Origin of the sequence: Micromonospora sp. NPDC005237, from assembly GCF_040607775.1 — a bacterium.
Lineage (GTDB): Bacteria > Actinomycetota > Actinomycetes > Mycobacteriales > Micromonosporaceae > Micromonospora.
On the sequence record NZ_JBEXHJ010000010.1, the window covers coordinates 17077 to 33710 of the forward strand.

Annotated in this window: 15 protein-coding genes, 2 pseudogenes and 1 riboswitch; of the genes and pseudogenes, 13 read left to right on the plus strand and 4 right to left on the minus strand. The window is 72.1% G+C overall.

The window, feature by feature from the left end; all coding sequences use genetic code 11:
• Window positions 1–30 precede the first annotated feature (30 nt).
• The 6 genes from ABZT87_RS25900 (at window position 31) to ABZT87_RS25925 (ending at window position 4794) form a co-directional block, all read left to right on the plus strand.
• Complete coding sequence (locus tag ABZT87_RS25900) at window positions 31–732, plus strand: MerR family transcriptional regulator (protein WP_193376631.1); 702 nt, start codon at window positions 31–33, stop codon at window positions 730–732.
• A gap of 185 nt (window positions 733–917) precedes the next feature.
• Window positions 918–1382, plus strand: a complete 465-nt coding sequence (locus ABZT87_RS25905; RefSeq protein ID WP_007460347.1) for a bifunctional nuclease family protein — start codon at window positions 918–920, stop codon at window positions 1380–1382.
• Between the two features lie 190 nt (window positions 1383–1572).
• Complete coding sequence (locus ABZT87_RS25910; RefSeq protein WP_354855312.1) at window positions 1573–2169, plus strand: MerR family transcriptional regulator; 597 nt, start codon at window positions 1573–1575, stop codon at window positions 2167–2169.
• 365 nt (window positions 2170–2534) lie between these two features.
• Window positions 2535–2933 carry a group 1 truncated hemoglobin gene (locus tag ABZT87_RS25915; RefSeq protein WP_355068091.1) on the plus strand — a complete coding sequence of 133 codons (399 nt, stop codon included), beginning with the start codon at window positions 2535–2537 and terminating at the stop codon, window positions 2931–2933.
• A gap of 2 nt (window positions 2934–2935) precedes the next feature.
• On the plus strand, window positions 2936–4102 hold the full coding sequence (locus tag ABZT87_RS25920; protein ID WP_355138783.1) for a globin domain-containing protein: 1167 nt from the start codon (window positions 2936–2938) through the stop codon (window positions 4100–4102).
• A complete protein-coding gene (locus ABZT87_RS25925; protein WP_355138785.1) occupies window positions 4099–4794 on the plus strand; it encodes a DivIVA domain-containing protein in 696 nt (231 codons plus the stop codon). The genes ABZT87_RS25920 and ABZT87_RS25925 overlap by 4 nt, the downstream gene beginning before the upstream one ends.
• 43 nt (window positions 4795–4837) lie before the next feature.
• On the opposite strand, the gene ABZT87_RS25930 is transcribed toward ABZT87_RS25925, so the two are convergent.
• On the minus strand, window positions 4838–5494 hold the full coding sequence (locus ABZT87_RS25930; protein ID WP_355138787.1) for an NAD(P)-binding oxidoreductase: 657 nt from the start codon (window positions 5492–5494) through the stop codon (window positions 4838–4840).
• Between the two features lie 107 nt (window positions 5495–5601).
• Here ABZT87_RS25930 and ABZT87_RS25935 point away from each other — a divergent pair.
• The 3 genes and pseudogenes from ABZT87_RS25935 (at window position 5602) to gcvP (ending at window position 10699) form a co-directional block, all read left to right on the plus strand.
• Window positions 5602–6670, plus strand: a pseudogene (locus ABZT87_RS25935) (MerR family transcriptional regulator).
• Between the two features lie 111 nt (window positions 6671–6781).
• Window positions 6782–7643: pseudogene (locus ABZT87_RS25940) on the plus strand (NAD-dependent protein deacetylase).
• A gap of 60 nt (window positions 7644–7703) precedes the next feature.
• A riboswitch (glycine riboswitch) is annotated at window positions 7704–7802 on the plus strand.
• A gap of 71 nt (window positions 7803–7873) precedes the next feature.
• Window positions 7874–10699 (plus strand): aminomethyl-transferring glycine dehydrogenase, encoded by a 2826-nt coding sequence (gene gcvP / locus ABZT87_RS25945; RefSeq protein WP_355138789.1) that lies wholly within the window; start codon window positions 7874–7876, stop codon window positions 10697–10699.
• A gap of 123 nt (window positions 10700–10822) precedes the next feature.
• On the opposite strand, the gene ABZT87_RS25950 is transcribed toward gcvP, so the two are convergent.
• A complete protein-coding gene (locus ABZT87_RS25950; RefSeq protein WP_234586185.1) occupies window positions 10823–11023 on the minus strand; it encodes a DUF5999 family protein in 201 nt (66 codons plus the stop codon).
• A gap of 96 nt (window positions 11024–11119) precedes the next feature.
• On the opposite strand from ABZT87_RS25950, the gene ABZT87_RS25955 reads away from it, so the two are divergent.
• Together ABZT87_RS25955 and def are read left to right on the plus strand one after the other, a co-directional pair.
• Window positions 11120–12340, plus strand: coding sequence for a chorismate-binding protein (locus tag ABZT87_RS25955; protein WP_355139079.1), 1221 nt, complete (start codon window positions 11120–11122; stop codon window positions 12338–12340).
• Between the two features lie 31 nt (window positions 12341–12371).
• Complete coding sequence (gene def, locus ABZT87_RS25960) at window positions 12372–12881, plus strand: peptide deformylase (RefSeq protein ID WP_354855305.1); 510 nt, start codon at window positions 12372–12374, stop codon at window positions 12879–12881.
• 20 nt (window positions 12882–12901) lie between these two features.
• Here the strand turns inward: def and ABZT87_RS25965 are convergent, their stop codons facing one another.
• A complete protein-coding gene (locus ABZT87_RS25965) occupies window positions 12902–13675 on the minus strand; it encodes a TSUP family transporter (protein ID WP_355138791.1) in 774 nt (257 codons plus the stop codon).
• Between the two features lie 183 nt (window positions 13676–13858).
• On the opposite strand from ABZT87_RS25965, the gene ABZT87_RS25970 reads away from it, so the two are divergent.
• Window positions 13859–14638, plus strand: coding sequence for an endonuclease/exonuclease/phosphatase family protein (locus tag ABZT87_RS25970; RefSeq protein ID WP_354855303.1), 780 nt, complete (start codon window positions 13859–13861; stop codon window positions 14636–14638).
• Between the two features lie 28 nt (window positions 14639–14666).
• Here ABZT87_RS25970 and ABZT87_RS25975 read toward each other — a convergent pair whose 3' ends face one another.
• Window positions 14667–15674, minus strand: a complete 1008-nt coding sequence (locus ABZT87_RS25975; RefSeq protein ID WP_355138793.1) for a tyrosine-type recombinase/integrase — start codon at window positions 15672–15674, stop codon at window positions 14667–14669.
• Between the two features lie 316 nt (window positions 15675–15990).
• On the opposite strand from ABZT87_RS25975, the gene ABZT87_RS25980 reads away from it, so the two are divergent.
• Window positions 15991–16587, plus strand: a complete 597-nt coding sequence (locus ABZT87_RS25980) for a hypothetical protein (protein ID WP_355138795.1) — start codon at window positions 15991–15993, stop codon at window positions 16585–16587.
• The last annotated feature ends 47 nt before the right edge of the window (window positions 16588–16634 follow it).

The window sequence follows — 16634 nt, forward strand, 5'->3', positions numbered from 1 at the left end:
CCACCCGGGGCGGCCCGGTCCCAGCCGCTGATGAGCATCGGTGAGGTGCTGGGGCAGTTGCGGGTGGATTTCCCGGACACGACGATTTCGAAGCTGCGGTTCCTTGAGGCCGAGGGGCTGGTTGAGCCGCAGCGGACGGCGGCGGGTTACCGGAAGTACAGCTGGGACGATGTGGCGCGGTTGCGGTTCGTGCTGACCGCGCAGCGGGACCGGTACCTGCCGTTGCGGGTGATCCGTGAGCAGTTGGCCCAGTGGGATTCGTCCGGCGAGCAGCCGGAGCGGTCGCGGCCGGCGTTGGTCGCGGTGGGGCCCGATGGTGCGGTGCCGGGTCGGGAGTCGGCGGAGCCGGCCGAGTCGTCGCAGGTGCGGCTCGGCCGGGCTGAGCTGGTGGCTCGCAGTGGGATCGACGAGTCGACGCTTGTGGAGTTGGAGCGGCTCGGTGTGCTGGTGTCGGATCCGCCGGGGTGGTACGACGCGGATGCGTTGATCATCGCGTCGGCGGTGGCGGGTTTGGCGGCGTACGGGTTGGAGCCGCGGCATCTGCGGGGTTACCGGAGCGCGGCCGATCGTGAGGTCGGGTTGTTCGCGCAGTTGGTGGCGCCGTTGGCGCGGCAGAGTGATCCGGCGGCGCGGGCGCGGGCGGCGGAGACGGCGCGGGAGTTGGTGGCGTTGTCGGAGCAGTTGCACGCGGCGTTGGTGCGGGTGGGGCTTCGGTCGACGTTGGGTCGGTGAGGGTGCCCGGCAGGCGGCGGTGGAGCGGAAAGATCTCTTCTCCGAAGCGTGCCGTAGGCTTGCCGGGGTAACCCCTCTCTGGCGCGGGCGTGGTGCTGTAGCGCATCGGACGACCGTGTTGCGGTCCGTGTACCGTGCAGGGAAGGGCGCGGTGCGGCGTAGGTGACAACGACACGGAGGCGGCGGTGCGCGAGCTGAGCGTGGTCGGAGTTCGGGTGGAGCTGCCGAGCAACCAGCCGATCGTCCTGCTCAGGGAGGTCGAGGGCGACCGCTATCTGCCGATCTGGATCGGCGCGGTCGAGGCCACGGCTATCGCTTATGAGCAGCAGGGGGTCAAGCCGGCCCGTCCGTTGACGCATGATCTTTTGCGGGATGTGTTGGCGGCGTTGCAGGCGCCGTTGCAGGCGGTGGAGATCACCGAGCTGAAGGAGAACGTGTTCTACGCGGATCTCCTGATCGGCGATGGGGTGCGGGTGTCGGCGCGGCCGAGCGATTCGATCGCGTTGGCGTTGCGGGTCGGTGCGCCGATTCGTTGTGCGGAGCAGGTCCTCAGCGAGGCGGGGATCGTCATCCCCGACGAGCAGGAGGACGAGGTGGAGAAGTTCCGCGAGTTCCTGGAGCAGGTGCGTCCGGAGGATTTCGCGGGCTGAGTGGCTCGGTTCCGCGCTGGTGTCACGGTGGGTGACGTCGGCGTGTGGTTGGTGATCTTTCTCGGTGGCTGCGCGGCGTGTCGCGTCGGTTCCTCCGTGGTAACCCCTGAAGGTGGCGTTAGGGTTGCCGTGTCGAGGGGTGCGCGTCCCGGAAACGACGCGTCGCCGCACTGACGGGGAGGTTGTCCGGATGCACGAGCCGCAGGATCCTGATCCGGGTACACAGTTGGGTGAGCCGGGTGCGTCGTCGCCGGGTGTGGCGACTGAGGGTGACGGCTCGGTGGGCTACCGAGGTGTGACGGCGTGTCACGCGGTGGGCATCAGTTATCGGCAGTTGGATTACTGGGCGCGCACGACGCTTGTGGTGCCGAGCGTCCGGGACGCGTCGGGTTCGGGGACGCAGCGGTTGTACTCGTTCCGCGATCTGGTGGTGTTGAAGGTCGTGAAGCGGTTGTTGGACGCGGGGGTGTCCCTGCAGAACATCCGCAAGGCGATCGAGGCGTTGCGGTCGCGTGGTGTGGAGGATCTGGCGGGAATCACGCTGATCTCCGACGGGACGACGGTGTACGAGTGTCGGTCCCCGGAGGAGGTGGTCGACCTGTTGCAGGGTGGGCAGGGCGTCTTCGGGATCGCGATCGGTGGGGCGTTCAAGGAGATCCAGGGGTCGTTGTCGCATCTGCCGGCGGAGCCGGCGGCGAGCGGTCCGGCGGAGCCGGTGGTGGGGCCCTCGTCGGATCCGGTGGGTGACGAGTTGGCGGCGCGGCGGGCGCGGCGGCGGGCCGGCTGAGTCGCGCTGCGCGTCCGCTGGTGCCCGGTCCGGCGATACGGGTGACTCTTTTGGCTGCGGCCGTCTGGTGACTGTGGGTCAGGTCGTGGCGTCCGGGTGACGGTTTCCCCGGGTGACGTTTTCCACAGTGGATACCGTGGGTGATCTTCTGGTTGCCGTGGGTGGATTTTCGGGGTCCACTGTGGTGACGATGCGTGTGCGTCGACTGTCGGGAAACCGATAGGGGGGCCCTGACCGGAGGTTGCGGGCACGCTATGGTCCGTCACGGTCCCCGGTGTGCCGCAGCGGCTTGACGGTGTGGCGTCGGTGGCCGTTGCCCCTGCGCGTCACCGCGCGCGCGACCTGTCACCCCGGAAGGAACGACCGTGACGGTTACGGAAGAGACCGCTCCCGCCTCGAATTACGACCGCATCGGCGGAGCGGGTTCGGTGAAGGCGGCCGTGGAGCTGTTCTACGACAAGGTGCTCGCCGATCCGGAGTTGGCGGGTTATTTCGCCACTGTGGACATGGCGGGCCAGCGTCGGCACCTGGCGTTGATGTTGACGGTGGTGCTGGGCGGCCCGAACGAGTACACCGGTCGCGGGTTGGCCGAGGCGCACCAGCCGTTGGGCATTCCGGTGGCGCACTACGCCAAGGTCGGTGAGTACCTGATCGCGACGCTGACCGAGTTGGGTGTTCCGGCCGACGTGCAGGACGACGTGCGGGCGGTGCTGGCGCAGGTGCAGGACCAGGTGGTGGCCACCGGAGAGCGTCCGGGCGTCTGAGCGTGGACGCGGCCCGACTCAAGCAGAGTTGGTCCCTCGTCGCCGGGCACGGCGACGAGGTGCCGCTCTACTTCTATTCGACGTTGTTTCTGGCGCATCCCGAGACGCGGCAGATGTTCCCCACGAACATGGCGGGGCAGCGGGACCGCCTGGTCACCGCGCTGGGCCACATCGTGTCCCACGTGGATCAGGTCGATCGGCTGGTGGGTTTCCTGCAGGACCTCGGCGCGGATCACCGTAAGTTCGCGGTCCGCGCGGAGCACTATCCGGCGGTCGGTGAGGCGCTGTTGGCGACGTTGCAGCATTTTCTCGCCGAGCAGTGGACCGATGAGCTGGCCCAGGACTGGGCGGCGGCGTACGGGCTGATCGCGCAGGTGATGACGGAGGCGGCGCAGGCCGCGGAGGCGGTGAACCCGCCGTGGTGGGTGGCGGAGATCGTGTCCCATGAGCGGCGGGCGTTCGACGTGGCGGTGTTGACGGTGCGTCCGCAGTACCTGTTGCCGTTCACTCCGGGTCAGTCGATCGGGGTGTCGCATCCGTCGGTGCGGTCGTGGCGGTACTACTCGCCGGCGAACGCGCCGCGCGCGGACGGCACGCTGGAGTTGCATGTGCGGGCCGCTCCGGGTGGCGCGGTGTCGTCGCGGCTGGTGTACGGCTCGGCGGTGGGGGACCGCGTGCATCTGGCCGCGCCGGTGGGGGAGCGCCTGGCGTTGTGGGCGGCGGGTTCCAGTGACCTGTTGCTGCTGGCGTCGGGCACCGGCTGGGCGCCGGTGAAGGCGCTGGTGGAGCAGGTCGCCGCGGAGGGTTCCGGTCGTCGCGTGGATCTGTACGTGGGTGCGCGGTCGCGCAGCGAGTTCTACGACAGCGACGCGATCGACAAGTTGGCGTCGTCGTGTCCGTGGTTGACGGTGACGTACGTGGTGGGCGCGGACGCGAACCGGCCGGGCGAGTTCGTGTACGCGGTGGACCGGGCGTTGGCCGATGGTGACTGGCGTTCGCGGCACGTGTACGTGTGCGGGTCGGACGAGATGGTGTCGCACGCGGTGCAGACGTTGGCTCGGGCGGGTTACCACGAGGGTCAGGTGCATCACGAGGGTCTGGGCAAGCAGTGGTACGGCCCGGCGTGGCGTACGGCGGTCCAGCAGTCGAGTGAGGGGGGTGAGAGGTGAGCGCGACCCCGATCAGCCGGTACGACGGGATTCAGGTGTCCGGCGGTGTGCAGGTGCGGATGACCTCCGACCGGGTTCGGCGGTGGGAGTTCGGGACGGCGCCGTTCGCGCGGCGTGGCTACGACAACGCGGACGTGGACCGGTTCCGGGTGCAGGTCGCCGACGAGTTGGATCTGTTGGCGACGCAGATCGCGAACCTGCGGGCGGAGAACGAGCGGCTCACCGACCGGGTGGAGTTGCACCGCCACGGGGTGATCCCGAGCACGGGCGCGGCGGTGAAGGTGCCGGCGGCCAAGGAGGTGAATCTGCTGTCGGCGGCGCAGCGGGAGGCCGAGCAGATCATCGCGCAGGCGCACGACTACGCGCGGCGGGTCGCCGAGTACGCCCGGTTGCAGTACGAGAGTTACATGCGGGCGGCGGCGGAGGAGGCGAAGCAGGAGGCCGAGCGGGCGGTGGCGGAGTACCGCAGTACGGCCGGGCCGAGCTTCGACGACACGGTGGCGACCCGGGAGGCGTTGCGGATCTTCGGCGAGATGATGGTGTCGCACATGCAGGCGGCGGCGCGGCATCTCGACGACGGCAGTGAGCAGTTGGCGCGCACGATGGACCGGATCGCGAAGGAGACGCCGGGGGCGCCCTTCGTGGGTGGCGTGGTGGGGCAGGCGGCGTTGCCGCGTCACCACCAGCGTTGACCGGCCCGGGTTGGGGTCACGTACCGCGACCCCAGCCCGGGGGTCATCTCGCGGCGGCGCGGACGGCGTCGGCGATCGGTGTCGTTCCGCCGACGAGTTCCAGGGTCGTGCCGGCGGTGCGGGGTTCGTCCAGGAGCGCGGCGAGGACCATGGCGACGTCGGCGCGGCTGATGTCGCCTCGGCCGGCGTGTCGGGTGAGGGTGACGTGCCCGGTGGGTTCGTCGTCGGTGAGCCGGCCGGGGCGCAGCACCGTCCAGGCCAGGTCGCGGGCGCGCAGGTCGTCCTCGGCGGCTCGTTTGGCGCGTAGGTAGGCGGCCCACACGTCGTCGGTGCCGGCGGCGGGTGGGTTGTCCACGCCCATGGAGGAGACCAGCAGGTAGCGGTGGACGCCGGCGCGGGTGGCGGCGTCGGCGAGCAGCGCGGCGGCGGCCCGGTCGACGGTGTCCTTGCGGGCGGCGCCGCTGCCGGGGCCGGCGCCGGCGGCGAAGACCACCGCGTCGGCGTCGCGCAGGTGCGCGGCGACCTCGTCGACGTCGGCGTGTTCGAGGTCGCAGACGACCGCGGTGGCGCCGGCGGCGCGCAGGTCGTCGGCCTGGTCGGGGTTGCGGATCAGGCCGACGGCGGTGTCGCCGCGGCCGGCGAGGTGCCGCTGGAGCAGCAGGGCGATCTTGCCGTGGCCTCCGGCGATGACAACACGCATGGGCCCAACCTACCGGCGGCGGTGTCGCCGGGCTTGACCTTGACCTGTGGGCAACCCCCAGGGTGGTGCGTGCCGGTCGCCGTGACCGGCGCGAGGAGGATGCCGACGTGGGGTTGCTGACCATCGGGGCGTTCGCCCGGGCGGCGGGACTGACGCCGAAGGCGTTGCGCCTGTACGGACGGGTGGGGGTGCTGGCGCCGGCCGCGGTGGATCCCGAGTCGGGATACCGGCTCTACGACCCGCGGCAGGTGCCGCTGGCCCGGCTGGTGGCCCAGTTGCGTCGCATCGGCATGCCGCTGGCGCAGATCCGCGCCGTGTGCGACCTGGAGCCCGCGGCGGCGGCGGAGGCGGTCACCGCGTACTGGCGGCAGGTGTCGGTCGACACCGCGGCTCGCGCCCGGCTCGCCAGCCTCCTCGTGGATCACCTGTCCGAAGGGAGCGCCACCATGTCGAGAACGAACCGCACCGTCGCCGTCCGCTACGCCGCCGGTTGTGACACCGGAACCGTGCGGGACAGCAACGAGGACGTCGCGTACGCCAGTGACCGGTTGCTGGCGGTCGCCGACGGGGTGCGAGGGCCCGGCGGCGGGGCCGCCAGCGCCGCCGCCGTCGACGCCCTCACCGCGTTGGATCTCACCGACGGGCCGGCCGTCGACCTGCTGACGACGCTGGCGGGGGCGGTCACCGACGCCGACCGGGTCGTACGCGAATTGGCGACCGACGACCACCAGCCGGCCACCACGCTGACCGCGCTGCTGCGCAGCGGCACCCACCTGGCGCTGGTGCACGTCGGTGACACCCGGGCGTACCTCCTGCGCGACGGTGAGCTGTCCCCTGTTGACGCAGGACCACACGTGGGTGCAGGCCCAGGTGGATCAGGGCCGCCTCGACCGCGACGAGGCGGGCGCGCACCCCCAGCGGGCGCTGCTGGTGCGCGCGCTGGGCGGCGGTCAGCAGGTCGAGGCCGACCTGGCGCTGCGGGCGGCGCTGCCCGGTGACCGGTACCTGCTGTGCTCCGACGGACTGTGGGCGGTCGTCGACCGGGCCGCCCTGTTCTCGACGCTGAGCGCGGCCGCCGATCCGGAACACGCGGTGCGGGACCTGGTCGCCGCGGCGCGGGACGCGGGGGCGCCGGACAACATCGCCTGCGTCGTCGCTGACGTCGTCGCGGTGTAGACGGCGACGGACTGGCCGTCGAGCGGGTGTGCGGCACCGCCACGTGACCGCCGCCACGTGACCGCCGCCGGGTGTTCGGCGTCGGCGGGTGCGCTGAGGCAGCATGAAGGGGTGACGAAGAGCCTGGAGGCGTTGACCTCGCTGCTGGCCGGTGGTGGGGTGGTGGTGCTCAGCGGGGCGGGCCTGTCCACCGAGTCGGGTATCCCGGACTATCGGGGGCCCAGCGGGGTGGCCCGCCGGCACACCCCGATGACCTTCCAGGCGTTCACCCGGGATCCCCTCGCCCGGCGGCGGTACTGGGCGCGCAGCCACCTGGGGTGGCGGTTGATCGCGCGGGCGGCGCCGAACGCCGGGCACCGCGCGGTGGCGCGGCTGCAACGCGCCGGGCCTGGTCGACGCGGTGATCACGCAGAACGTCGACGGGTTGCACGGCGCCGCGGGCAGCGACCGGGTGGTCGAGTTGCACGGCCGTCTCGACGAGGTGGTCTGCCTGGACTGCGGCAACCTGACCTCCCGGGAGGAGGTGGACCGGCGGCTGCGCGAGGCCAACCCGGACTTCGTGGCCCGCGTCGCCGCCGTCAACCCGGACGGTGATGTGGATCTCCCCGACGAGCAGGTCGCCGGGTTCCGGCCGGTGGACTGCGGGATCTGCGGGACGGGCATGCTGAAACCGGACGTGGTGTTCTTTGGCGAGACGGTGCCGCCCGAGCGGGTGGCGCGGTGTTTCGCGCTGGTGGAGCAGGCGCGGGCGGTGGTGGTGCTCGGGTCGTCGTTGACGGTCATGTCGGGGCGCCGGTTCGTGATTCGCGCCGCGAAACGCGGCATTCCGGTCGCGATCGTCAACCAGGGGCCGACCCGGGGTGACGGGTACGCCACGGTGTGCGTCGACGCGCCCTTGGGGGCGCTGCTGCCGGTGCTGGCCGACCGGGTCGTCGGCGGGGCCGCGCCGCTGGCCGCGCCGGCCGGCGTGTGACGTTCAAGGGGTAGGACATCTGCCGGAAACACCGGCGCTGGTAGCGTTGACCATGCCGGTACCACCCACGTGGGAGAGACCGCCCGACAGCAGCAGGGGCGGCGCCGAAGGGGCAAATCCTCCCCGGAACCTCTCAGGCAAAAGGACCTCGTGGGCAGGCACTGTGGAGCGCTGTGCGGGCGCGACAGAGGGGGAGGCCGATCCGTCGACCTCGCCCGGGAGCGCCCCTGATGTCCGTAGAGCAGTTCGCCACCCGTCACATCGGTCCCGGCCCCGACGATGAGCGTCGGATGCTGGAGGTCGTCGGGCACGACTCCATCGACGAGCTGATGGACGCCGCGATCCCCGAGGTGATCCGCTGGCACGGCACCCTCGACCTGCCCGATCCCGCCACCGAGGCCGAGGCGATCGCCGAGCTGCGGGCCCTCGCGGCCCGCAACACCGTCGCCGTCTCCATGATCGGCCTGGGCTACCACGGCACGCACACCCCGGCGGTGATCCGCCGCAACGTCCTGGAGGACCCGGCCTGGTACACGGCGTACACGCCGTACCAGCCGGAGATCAGCCAGGGCCGCCTCGAGGCGCTGCTGAACTTCCAGACCATGGTCACCGACCTGACCGGCCTGGCCACCGCGAACGCCTCCATGCTCGACGAGGGCACCGCCGCCGCGGAGGCCATGACCCTGGCGCGGCGGGCGTCCAAGAGCAAGAGCGGGGTGTACGTCGTCGACGCCGACGCCCTGCCGCAGACCATCGCGGTGATCACCAGCCGGGCGGTGCCCCTCGGCATCGACGTGCGGGTCCTCGACGTCGAGCGCGACGAGCTGCCGGCGGAGTTCTTCGGACTGCACCTGCAGTACCCGGGCGCGTCCGGGGCGGTGCGGGACCACGCGCGGCTCGCCGAGGCGGCCCACGCGGTCGGGGCCCTGGTGACCGTCGCCGCGGACCTGCTGGCATTGACGCTGCTGCGCGCGCCGGGGGAGATCGGCGCGGACATCGCCGCCGGCACCACCCAGCGTTTCGGCGTACCCATGGGCTTCGGTGGGCCGCACGCCGGCTACCTGGCGGTCCGCTCGGGCCTGGAGCGGATGCTGCCCGGGCGCCTGGTCGGGGTGTCCCGCGACGCGGACGGCAACCCGGCGTACCGGCTGGCGTTGCAGACCCGCGAGCAGCACATCCGGCGGGAGAAGGCGACCAGCAACATCTGCACCGCGCAGGTGCTGCTCGCCGTGATGGCCGGCATGTACGCCGTCTACCACGGCCCGGACGGGCTGCGCGCCATCGCGGCGCGTACCCACGCCATGGCGGCGCGGCTCGCGGCCGGGCTGCGCGCCGGCGGCGTCGACGTCGCGGACGTCGCGTTCTTCGACACGATCACCGCCCGCGTGCCGGGCGGCGCGGCGTCTGTCGTCGCGGCGGCGGCGGCCGAGCGTGGGGTGAACCTGCGGCTGGTCGACGCCGACCGGGTGGGCATGTCCTGCGACGAGACGACCACCGACGCGCACCTGCGCGCGGTGTGGGCGGCCTTCGGTGTGGACGCGTTCGACGGCGACGCCGACGCGGCCCTGCCCGTCGACCTGGCCCGGACCTCGGACTTCCTGACCCACCCGGTGTTCCGCAGTCACCACTCGGAGACGGCGATGCTGCGCTACCTGCGGCGGCTGTCGGACTTCGACTACGCCCTGGACCGGGGCATGATCCCCCTCGGGTCGTGCACGATGAAGTTGAACGCGACCACCGAGATGGAGCCGGTCAGCTGGGCGGAGTTCGCGCACATCCACCCCTTCGCGCCGGACGACCAGACCGCCGGGTACCGGGAGATGATCGGGCAGCTGGAGTCGTGGCTGGCCGAGGTGACCGGCTACGACGCGGTCAGCGTGCAGCCCAACGCCGGCTCCCAGGGTGAGCTGGCCGGCCTGCTGGCCATCCGCTCCTACCACGCGTCGCGGGGCGAGACGCACCGCGACGTGTGCCTGATCCCGTCGTCGGCGCACGGCACCAACGCCGCGTCGGCGGTGATGGCCGGCATGCGGGTCGTCGTGGTGGCCTGCGACGACGACGGCAACGTCGACCTCGTCGACCTGGACGCGAAGATCGACAAGCACCGGGACGCGCTCGCCGCGATCATGGTGACGTACCCGTCGACGCACGGCGTGTACGAGACGGGCATCGCGTCGCTGTGCGCGAAGGTCCACGACGCCGGCGGTCAGGTGTACGTCGACGGGGCGAACCTCAACGCCCTCGTCGGGTTCGCCAAGCCGGGCACGTTCGGCGCGGACGTGTCGCACCTGAACCTGCACAAGACGTTCTGCATCCCGCACGGCGGCGGTGGCCCCGGTGTGGGTCCGGTGGCGGTGCGCGCGCACCTGGCGCCGTTCCTGCCCGGTGACCCGCTCGGCGCGCACGCCGACGCCACCCCCGCGATCTCGGCGGCGAAGTACGGATCGGCGGGGATCCTGCCGATCCCGTGGGCGTACCTGCGGATGATGGGCGCCGAGGGCCTGACCCGGGCGACCGGCGTGGCCGTCCTCGCCGCGAACTACGTGGCGGCGCGGCTGCGCGGGCACTTCGGCGTGCTGTACGCCGGCAACAAGGGCCTGGTGGCGCACGAGTGCATCCTCGACCTGCGGCCGTTGACGAAGGCCACCGGCGTGAGCGTCGACGACGTGGCGAAGCGGCTCATCGACTACGGCTTCCACGCGCCGACGATGTCGTTCCCCGTCGCCGGGACGCTGATGGTGGAGCCGACCGAGAGCGAGGACCTGGCCGAGCTGGACCGGTTCTGCGACGCGATGATCGCGATCCGGGCGGAGATCGAGCAGGTGGGGTCGGGGCAGTGGCCGGCGGGGGACAACCCCCTGGCGAACGCGCCGCACACCGCGGCGATGGTCAGCGGCGACGAGTGGCCGCACCCGTACCCGCGGTCGGTGGGCGCGTACCCGGGCGGGACCGACCGGGCGGGGAAGTACTGGCCGCCGGTGCGGCGCATCGACGGCGCCTACGGCGACCGGAACCTGGTCTGCTCGTGCCCGTCGCCGGAGGCGTTCGAGGACTGACGTCGGCGGGCCGGGGCGGGCGGTTCTGGCCGCCCCGGCTGCGCCGCGACCTGGGCGGAGACGTCCCGTACCGGGGGACTAGCCTGGGTCGACGGCGGCGGTGTGGTTACGCTGGGTGGTCGTTCAGGCCACGAGAGCGTGGCGGGCGGGGCCGCGGTGCGGTGCGATGCTGCTGCCGTCGGGGAGCAACTCGCCGGTGTCCTCGAAGACGATGACACCGTTGCAGAGCAGGCTCCAGCCCTGCTCAGGGAAGCAGGCGAGGACCCGGGCGGCTTCCCGGTCGGTGGCTTCAGCTAAGGGGCAGGTCGGTTGGTGCTGGCACATCGGGTTCTCCGGACTGTGGGGGCACTGTGTCATGGTTCACATGACCAGTGACGCACAGTACCAAGCGAAAGTGTCCAGCATCGAGCAGGTGCCGGCCTGGCGTACGGGAAATCCACTGAACGGATGAGGAAGGTCGGACCATACGGCGTGGAAACGCTCCCACAGGTGCTGGTCGATGTGCCGGCCGCGCCCACCGCGTGTCGCGACACGCTCGCTGAACGCGCCCGCCTGCACTGGCGCCGCACCGAGGGCGGCGACCCCGCCGCCCTCGCCGAGGAGTTCCTCGCCGCGCACGGCCTGAACCTGCGCGACCTCACCCGACCCACCCCCACCCACCACGACACCGGGGCCTGCGGCGCCGCGCTCTACCTGTCCGCCGCCGCCGGAGCACACCTGGCCGGCGCCCCCACCGCGGCGCCCGAACCCGCCCCGGCCCTGCCCGACCTCGCCGTCGTCGTCTACGACCACGGCCCCACCCGACGCGCCCCCGCCCGCGCGGCGACACCCTGGTGGCTCGGCGACTGGACCGACAGCTGGACACCCGAGCAGCACGCCGCCGCCGTCGACGCCATCCGCGCCGCCATCGGCCGCGGCGACGTCTACCAGGCCAACCTCGTCGGCCACGCCGCCGCCCCCTACACCGGCGACCCGCTGCCCGCCCTGCTCCGCCTCGGCGCGCTGCCCGGCGCCCGCTACGGCGGCGTCCTCACCGGCGACGACTGGGCCATCGGCTGCGCCTCCCCGGAAACCCTCATCGAGGTCCGCGACGGGCACCTGATCACCCGACCCATCAAGGGCACCCGCCCCGCCACCGCCGCCGGCCGCGCCGAACTGCTCACCAGCGCCAAGGAACGCGCCGAACACATCATGATCGTCGACCTGGAACGCAACGACCTCGCCCGCATCGCCCGCACCGGCACCGTCACCGTCGACGACCTGTTCACCGTGCGCCGCTGGTGCGACCTGTGGCAGGCCGAGTCGACCGTACGGGCAGCCGCCGCCGACGGCCTCGGCCTCGCCGACCTGCTGCGCGCCACCTGCCCCGGCGGCTCCGTCACCGGCGCACCGAAACTCGCCGCCCTGACCCACATCGCCGGCCTCGAACCCGTCGGCCGCGGCGCCAGCATGGGCGCGCTGGGCTGGGTCGCACCCGGCCGCGTCGACCTCGGCCTGACCATCCGCACCGCCGCCGCCGACGGCGAGTTGCTGCACACCTGGGCCGGCGGCGGCATCACCTGGGACAGCGACCCCGCCGCCGAGGTCGCCGAAGCCGCCGCGAAGACCACCCCGATCCGCGCCACCCTGGCCGGACGCTGACCCCACCACCGACGGCGATACGCTGACCCGCATGACCATGCGGCCCATCCGGATCATCGGCGACCCCGTCCTGCGCACCGAATGCGAGCCGGTCACCACCTTCGACGCCGAGCTACGCGCCCTGGTCACCGACCTCATGGACACCCTGCTCGGCGAGCCCGGCCGCGCCGGCGTCGCCGCACCGCAGATCGGCGTCAGCGCCCAGGTGTTCGTCTACGACGCCGACGGACACCGCGGCCACCTCATCAACCCCACCCTGGAACTGTCCGACGAACTCCAGGACGACGAGGAAGGCTGCCTGTCCATCCCCGGGCTGTACTTCCCGACCGTACGGGCCCTGCACGCCACCGCCCACGGCGTCGACCAGCACGGCGAACCGCTCACCATCAGCGGCACCGGTTTCCTCGCCCGCGCCCTGCAACACGAAACCGACCACCTGCGCGGCACCCTCTACGTCGACACCCTGCGCGGCGACACCCGCCGCCGGGCCCTGCGCGAGATCCGCGCCGGCCGCTTCGACTCACCCAGCCGCCGCGCCTAGGGCGGGCCCACCCGCCTCCGTCAGCGGGCCACCCACTGGTCGTGACCCAACTTCGCGACCAACGCCAGCACCACCACCAGCAGCACCACCCGCACGAAACCCGAACCACGGCGCAACGCCATCCGCGCACCCAGCACCGCGCCCGCGATGTTGCACACCGCCATCCCCGCGCCCAGCAACCACCACACGTGCCCGGTCACCCCGAACACCACCAACGCACCCAGGTTCGTGCCCGCGTTGACCACCTTCGCCATCGCCGACCCGTGCACGAAGTCCGCACCGATCAGCGCCGTGAACGCCAACACCAGGAACGTGCCCGTACCCGGACCGATCAACCCGTCGTACAGGGCGATGCCCAACCCGGCCACGCCGATCGCCACCGCCACCCGCGCCGGCGTCCGCCGCGCCGGCACCGCCACCACCCCCAGCCGGGGACGCAGCAGCACGAACACCGCCACCGCCACCAACACCACCAACACCACCGGCCGGTACGCCGACGCCGGCACCGCCCCGGCCAGCACCGCACCCACCCCCGCGCTGACCACCGCCAACCCCGCCGCCGGCCCCACCACCCGCCAGTCGAGCTTCGTCCGCCGCGCGTACGTCGCCGCCGCCGTCGCCGTACCGAAGATCGCCGCCAACTTGTTCGTGCCCAACGCCGTGGCCACCGGCAACCCCGGCGCGGCCACCAGCAACGCCGGCAACAGCAACAACCCACCACCGCCGACCACAGCGTCCACCCACCCGGCCATCGCCGCGGCGACCAGCAACGTACTCAGCGATACGGCGTCCACGGGCGGCAATTCTCCCCACCCCACCCGACCCACCGACGCCCGAAGTGGCCAGCCTCACCCGTCAACGACCCCGCGAACGCCGCAACCACACCCCCAACATGCCAACCGCCACGAACACCAGCATCGAACACAGCAGCACCTTCACCACACGGCAACCCTGCCACGGGGACGTAGGGTGCAGGAGTGCGCCTGGCCACCTTCAACCTGCTGCACGGACGATCCCTCACCGACGGACTCGTCAACCCCGACCGACTCGCCGCCGCCGTCCGCGCCCTCGACGCCGACGTCCTCGCCCTGCAGGAGGTCGACCGCGACCAACACCGCAGCGGCAACCTCGACCTGACCGCCATCGCCGCCCGAGCCCTCGACGCGCCACACCACCGCTTCGCCGCCGCAGTCGTCGGCACCCCCGGCGAACAGTTCCGACCCCTGCGCCACGACGACGACGGCCACGGCGAACCCTGCTACGGCATCGGCCTCATCAGCCGCCACCCCGTACGCAGCTGGCACGTCACCCGACTCAAGCCCGCCCCCGTCCGCTCACCGGTCTACGTCCCCGGCCCCGGCGGCGGCCTCATCCTGCTGCACGACGAACCCCGCGTCGTCCTCGCCGCCGTCCTCGACACCCCACACGGCCCCCTCACCGCCGCCGCGACCCACCTGTCGTTCGTGCCCGGCTGGAACGCCCGCCAACTCCGCCAGACCGTGCGCGCCCTCCGCGCGCTACCCGGCCCCCGCGTCCTGCTCGGCGACCTCAACCTGCCCGCCGGCCCGGCCCGGTTCATCTCCGGCTGGCGCCCCCTGGGCCGACTCCCCACCTACCCCTCCGGGCAGCCCCGCGTCCAACTCGACCACGTCCTCGCCGACCGGCACGCCCTCAACCAGCTCCCACCCGTACGGGCCGTCACCGCACCACCGTCCACCATCTCCGACCACCGGCCCCTGCTGGTCGACCTCGGCTGACCTCCCGGCCTGCGCCAGCTGACCCTGGTCACCGTGTGGCGCCCCGCACCGGGGCCAGAGCCCCCAACGCCCGGTTGGTGCGGCTGGCACGGATCGCATCACGCTGCTGCCCGGCCGTCACCTCGATGTAGGTCTGCGACGACGCCAACGACGCATGCCCCAGCAACCGCATGATCTCCGCCGCGCTCGCCCCGTCCTCCGCCAACCGGGTCGCGAACGTGTGCCGCAACGCGTGCAACCGCGCCCCACGCGGCACCCGGTCACCGATCCCTGCCCGCCGATAACACGACTCCACCAGATACTGCAGCCCACCACGGCGCAGCGGCTCACCGTGCCGGTCCACCAGCAACGCCGAGTCGGGGCGTACCGACCGCGACCCGAAACGCCGACGGCGACTGTCCAGGTAGTCCGCCACCACCCGGTCCAGGTCGGCCTCGATCGGCACCACCCGCGGACGCCCGCCCTTGCCGGCGACCTCGATCCGCCGCTCACCCGGCCGACCCGCCAGCGAACCGACCCGCAGCGCCAACAACTCCGACAGGCGCAGCCCTGCGCACAACGCCACCGCCACCACCGCCACATCCCGCTCCGGCCACGGATCACGCTGCCGGCCGTCATCACGGGCAACCGACGCGAGCAGCACCTCGGGGGTGTCCGCACCGCGCAACGGCTTCGGCTGGGGGAGCAGCGCCCGGGGCCGACCGACCGCCGGCATCGGATTGCCCGCCACCACCTGATCGGTGACCAGGAACGTGAAGAAGCTGTTCCAGGTGGACCAGGCGCGGTGCACCGACGCGGGCGCCCGGGGCGCGGCGAACCGGGCGAAGGCCGCCCGCAGCACGCGGGGGGAGAGGTCGATGATCGACAGCGCGTCGAGGGGGAGGGGAGTGACGTCATCCTCGGCCACCAGCGCGGCCACCGTGTACAGGTCCCGCCGGTAGGCCGCCAGGGTGTGCGGGGAGGGCTTGCGGGTCGCCCGGGCGGTCAGGAACTCCTCGATCAACACCAAGAGCGATTCGCCCTTTTTGTCATGCATAAGGGATATTATGCAGCATTTTCGCGTTCCCGGAAAGGGTGAGCGAGGGGAGAGGCGGACTTTATCCAGGCTGGCCACACATGGCCGGCAGGCGCCGCAGCCCGGCCCACCGCGAGAACGGGCTGGGGTTGGTTGACAGCCACGTACCCTGCGTGGCATGACGTCGTCCGCCGCCACCTGTCCCACCTGCGGTCGACAAGGCGTGCCCGCCGTGTACAGGGACGCGGACGGACCGATAGGCCTGGCCTGTTCCGAGGGGCACCTGTGGCGGGTCGCAGGTCGCCCCGGGTGGGCTCCACATGCGTCCCCAGCCTCCGTGGGCGGCGATGCGGGAGGCGCAACGGCGTGGACAGTGCCCCTGGACGTCAGCAAGGACGGGCGGAGTTGGCGGATCGGCACGGCCAGCGACGTCGCCTGGCTCGCCGGGCACACGACACCGGGTCACTCGGTCACCGCCGCGATCCCGCCGGTGTTCGACGCGTACGCCACCTTCCACCCGCCCGACGGTGTCGGCTTCGACGCACACGAACACGCCGTCATCGACGAACTGACGGCGTGCACCCCGGACCAGCCCTGGTGGCTGGGCTTTCTCGACACCGGCGCCCACGACGTCGTCTTTCCGTGCGCTCCGCGGGTGTCGCTCTACTGCGGCTGGCCTTACGTGTTGGTGCAGGCCGGGCCGGATCAGGCGCTCACTTGGCGGACCGGTCACATGCGCGGCGGCGGGGCGCTGCCCGATCTGTTCTTTCCGGCGGATCGCTCCTGGCTTGTCTCCGCCTTGTGGGACGACACCTGGACCGACATCGGCGGCAGCGCGCTCGTGCTCGGGGGCCTGCATCGCAACCCGATGGTCAACGCGCGCCTCGTCCAACCCGATGAGGATGCCTGCCCGCCGGGCCTGACCCGCGACTGAGGACTACGAGGGGACCCGGCAACCCGACTTACTTTACATAATGTGCA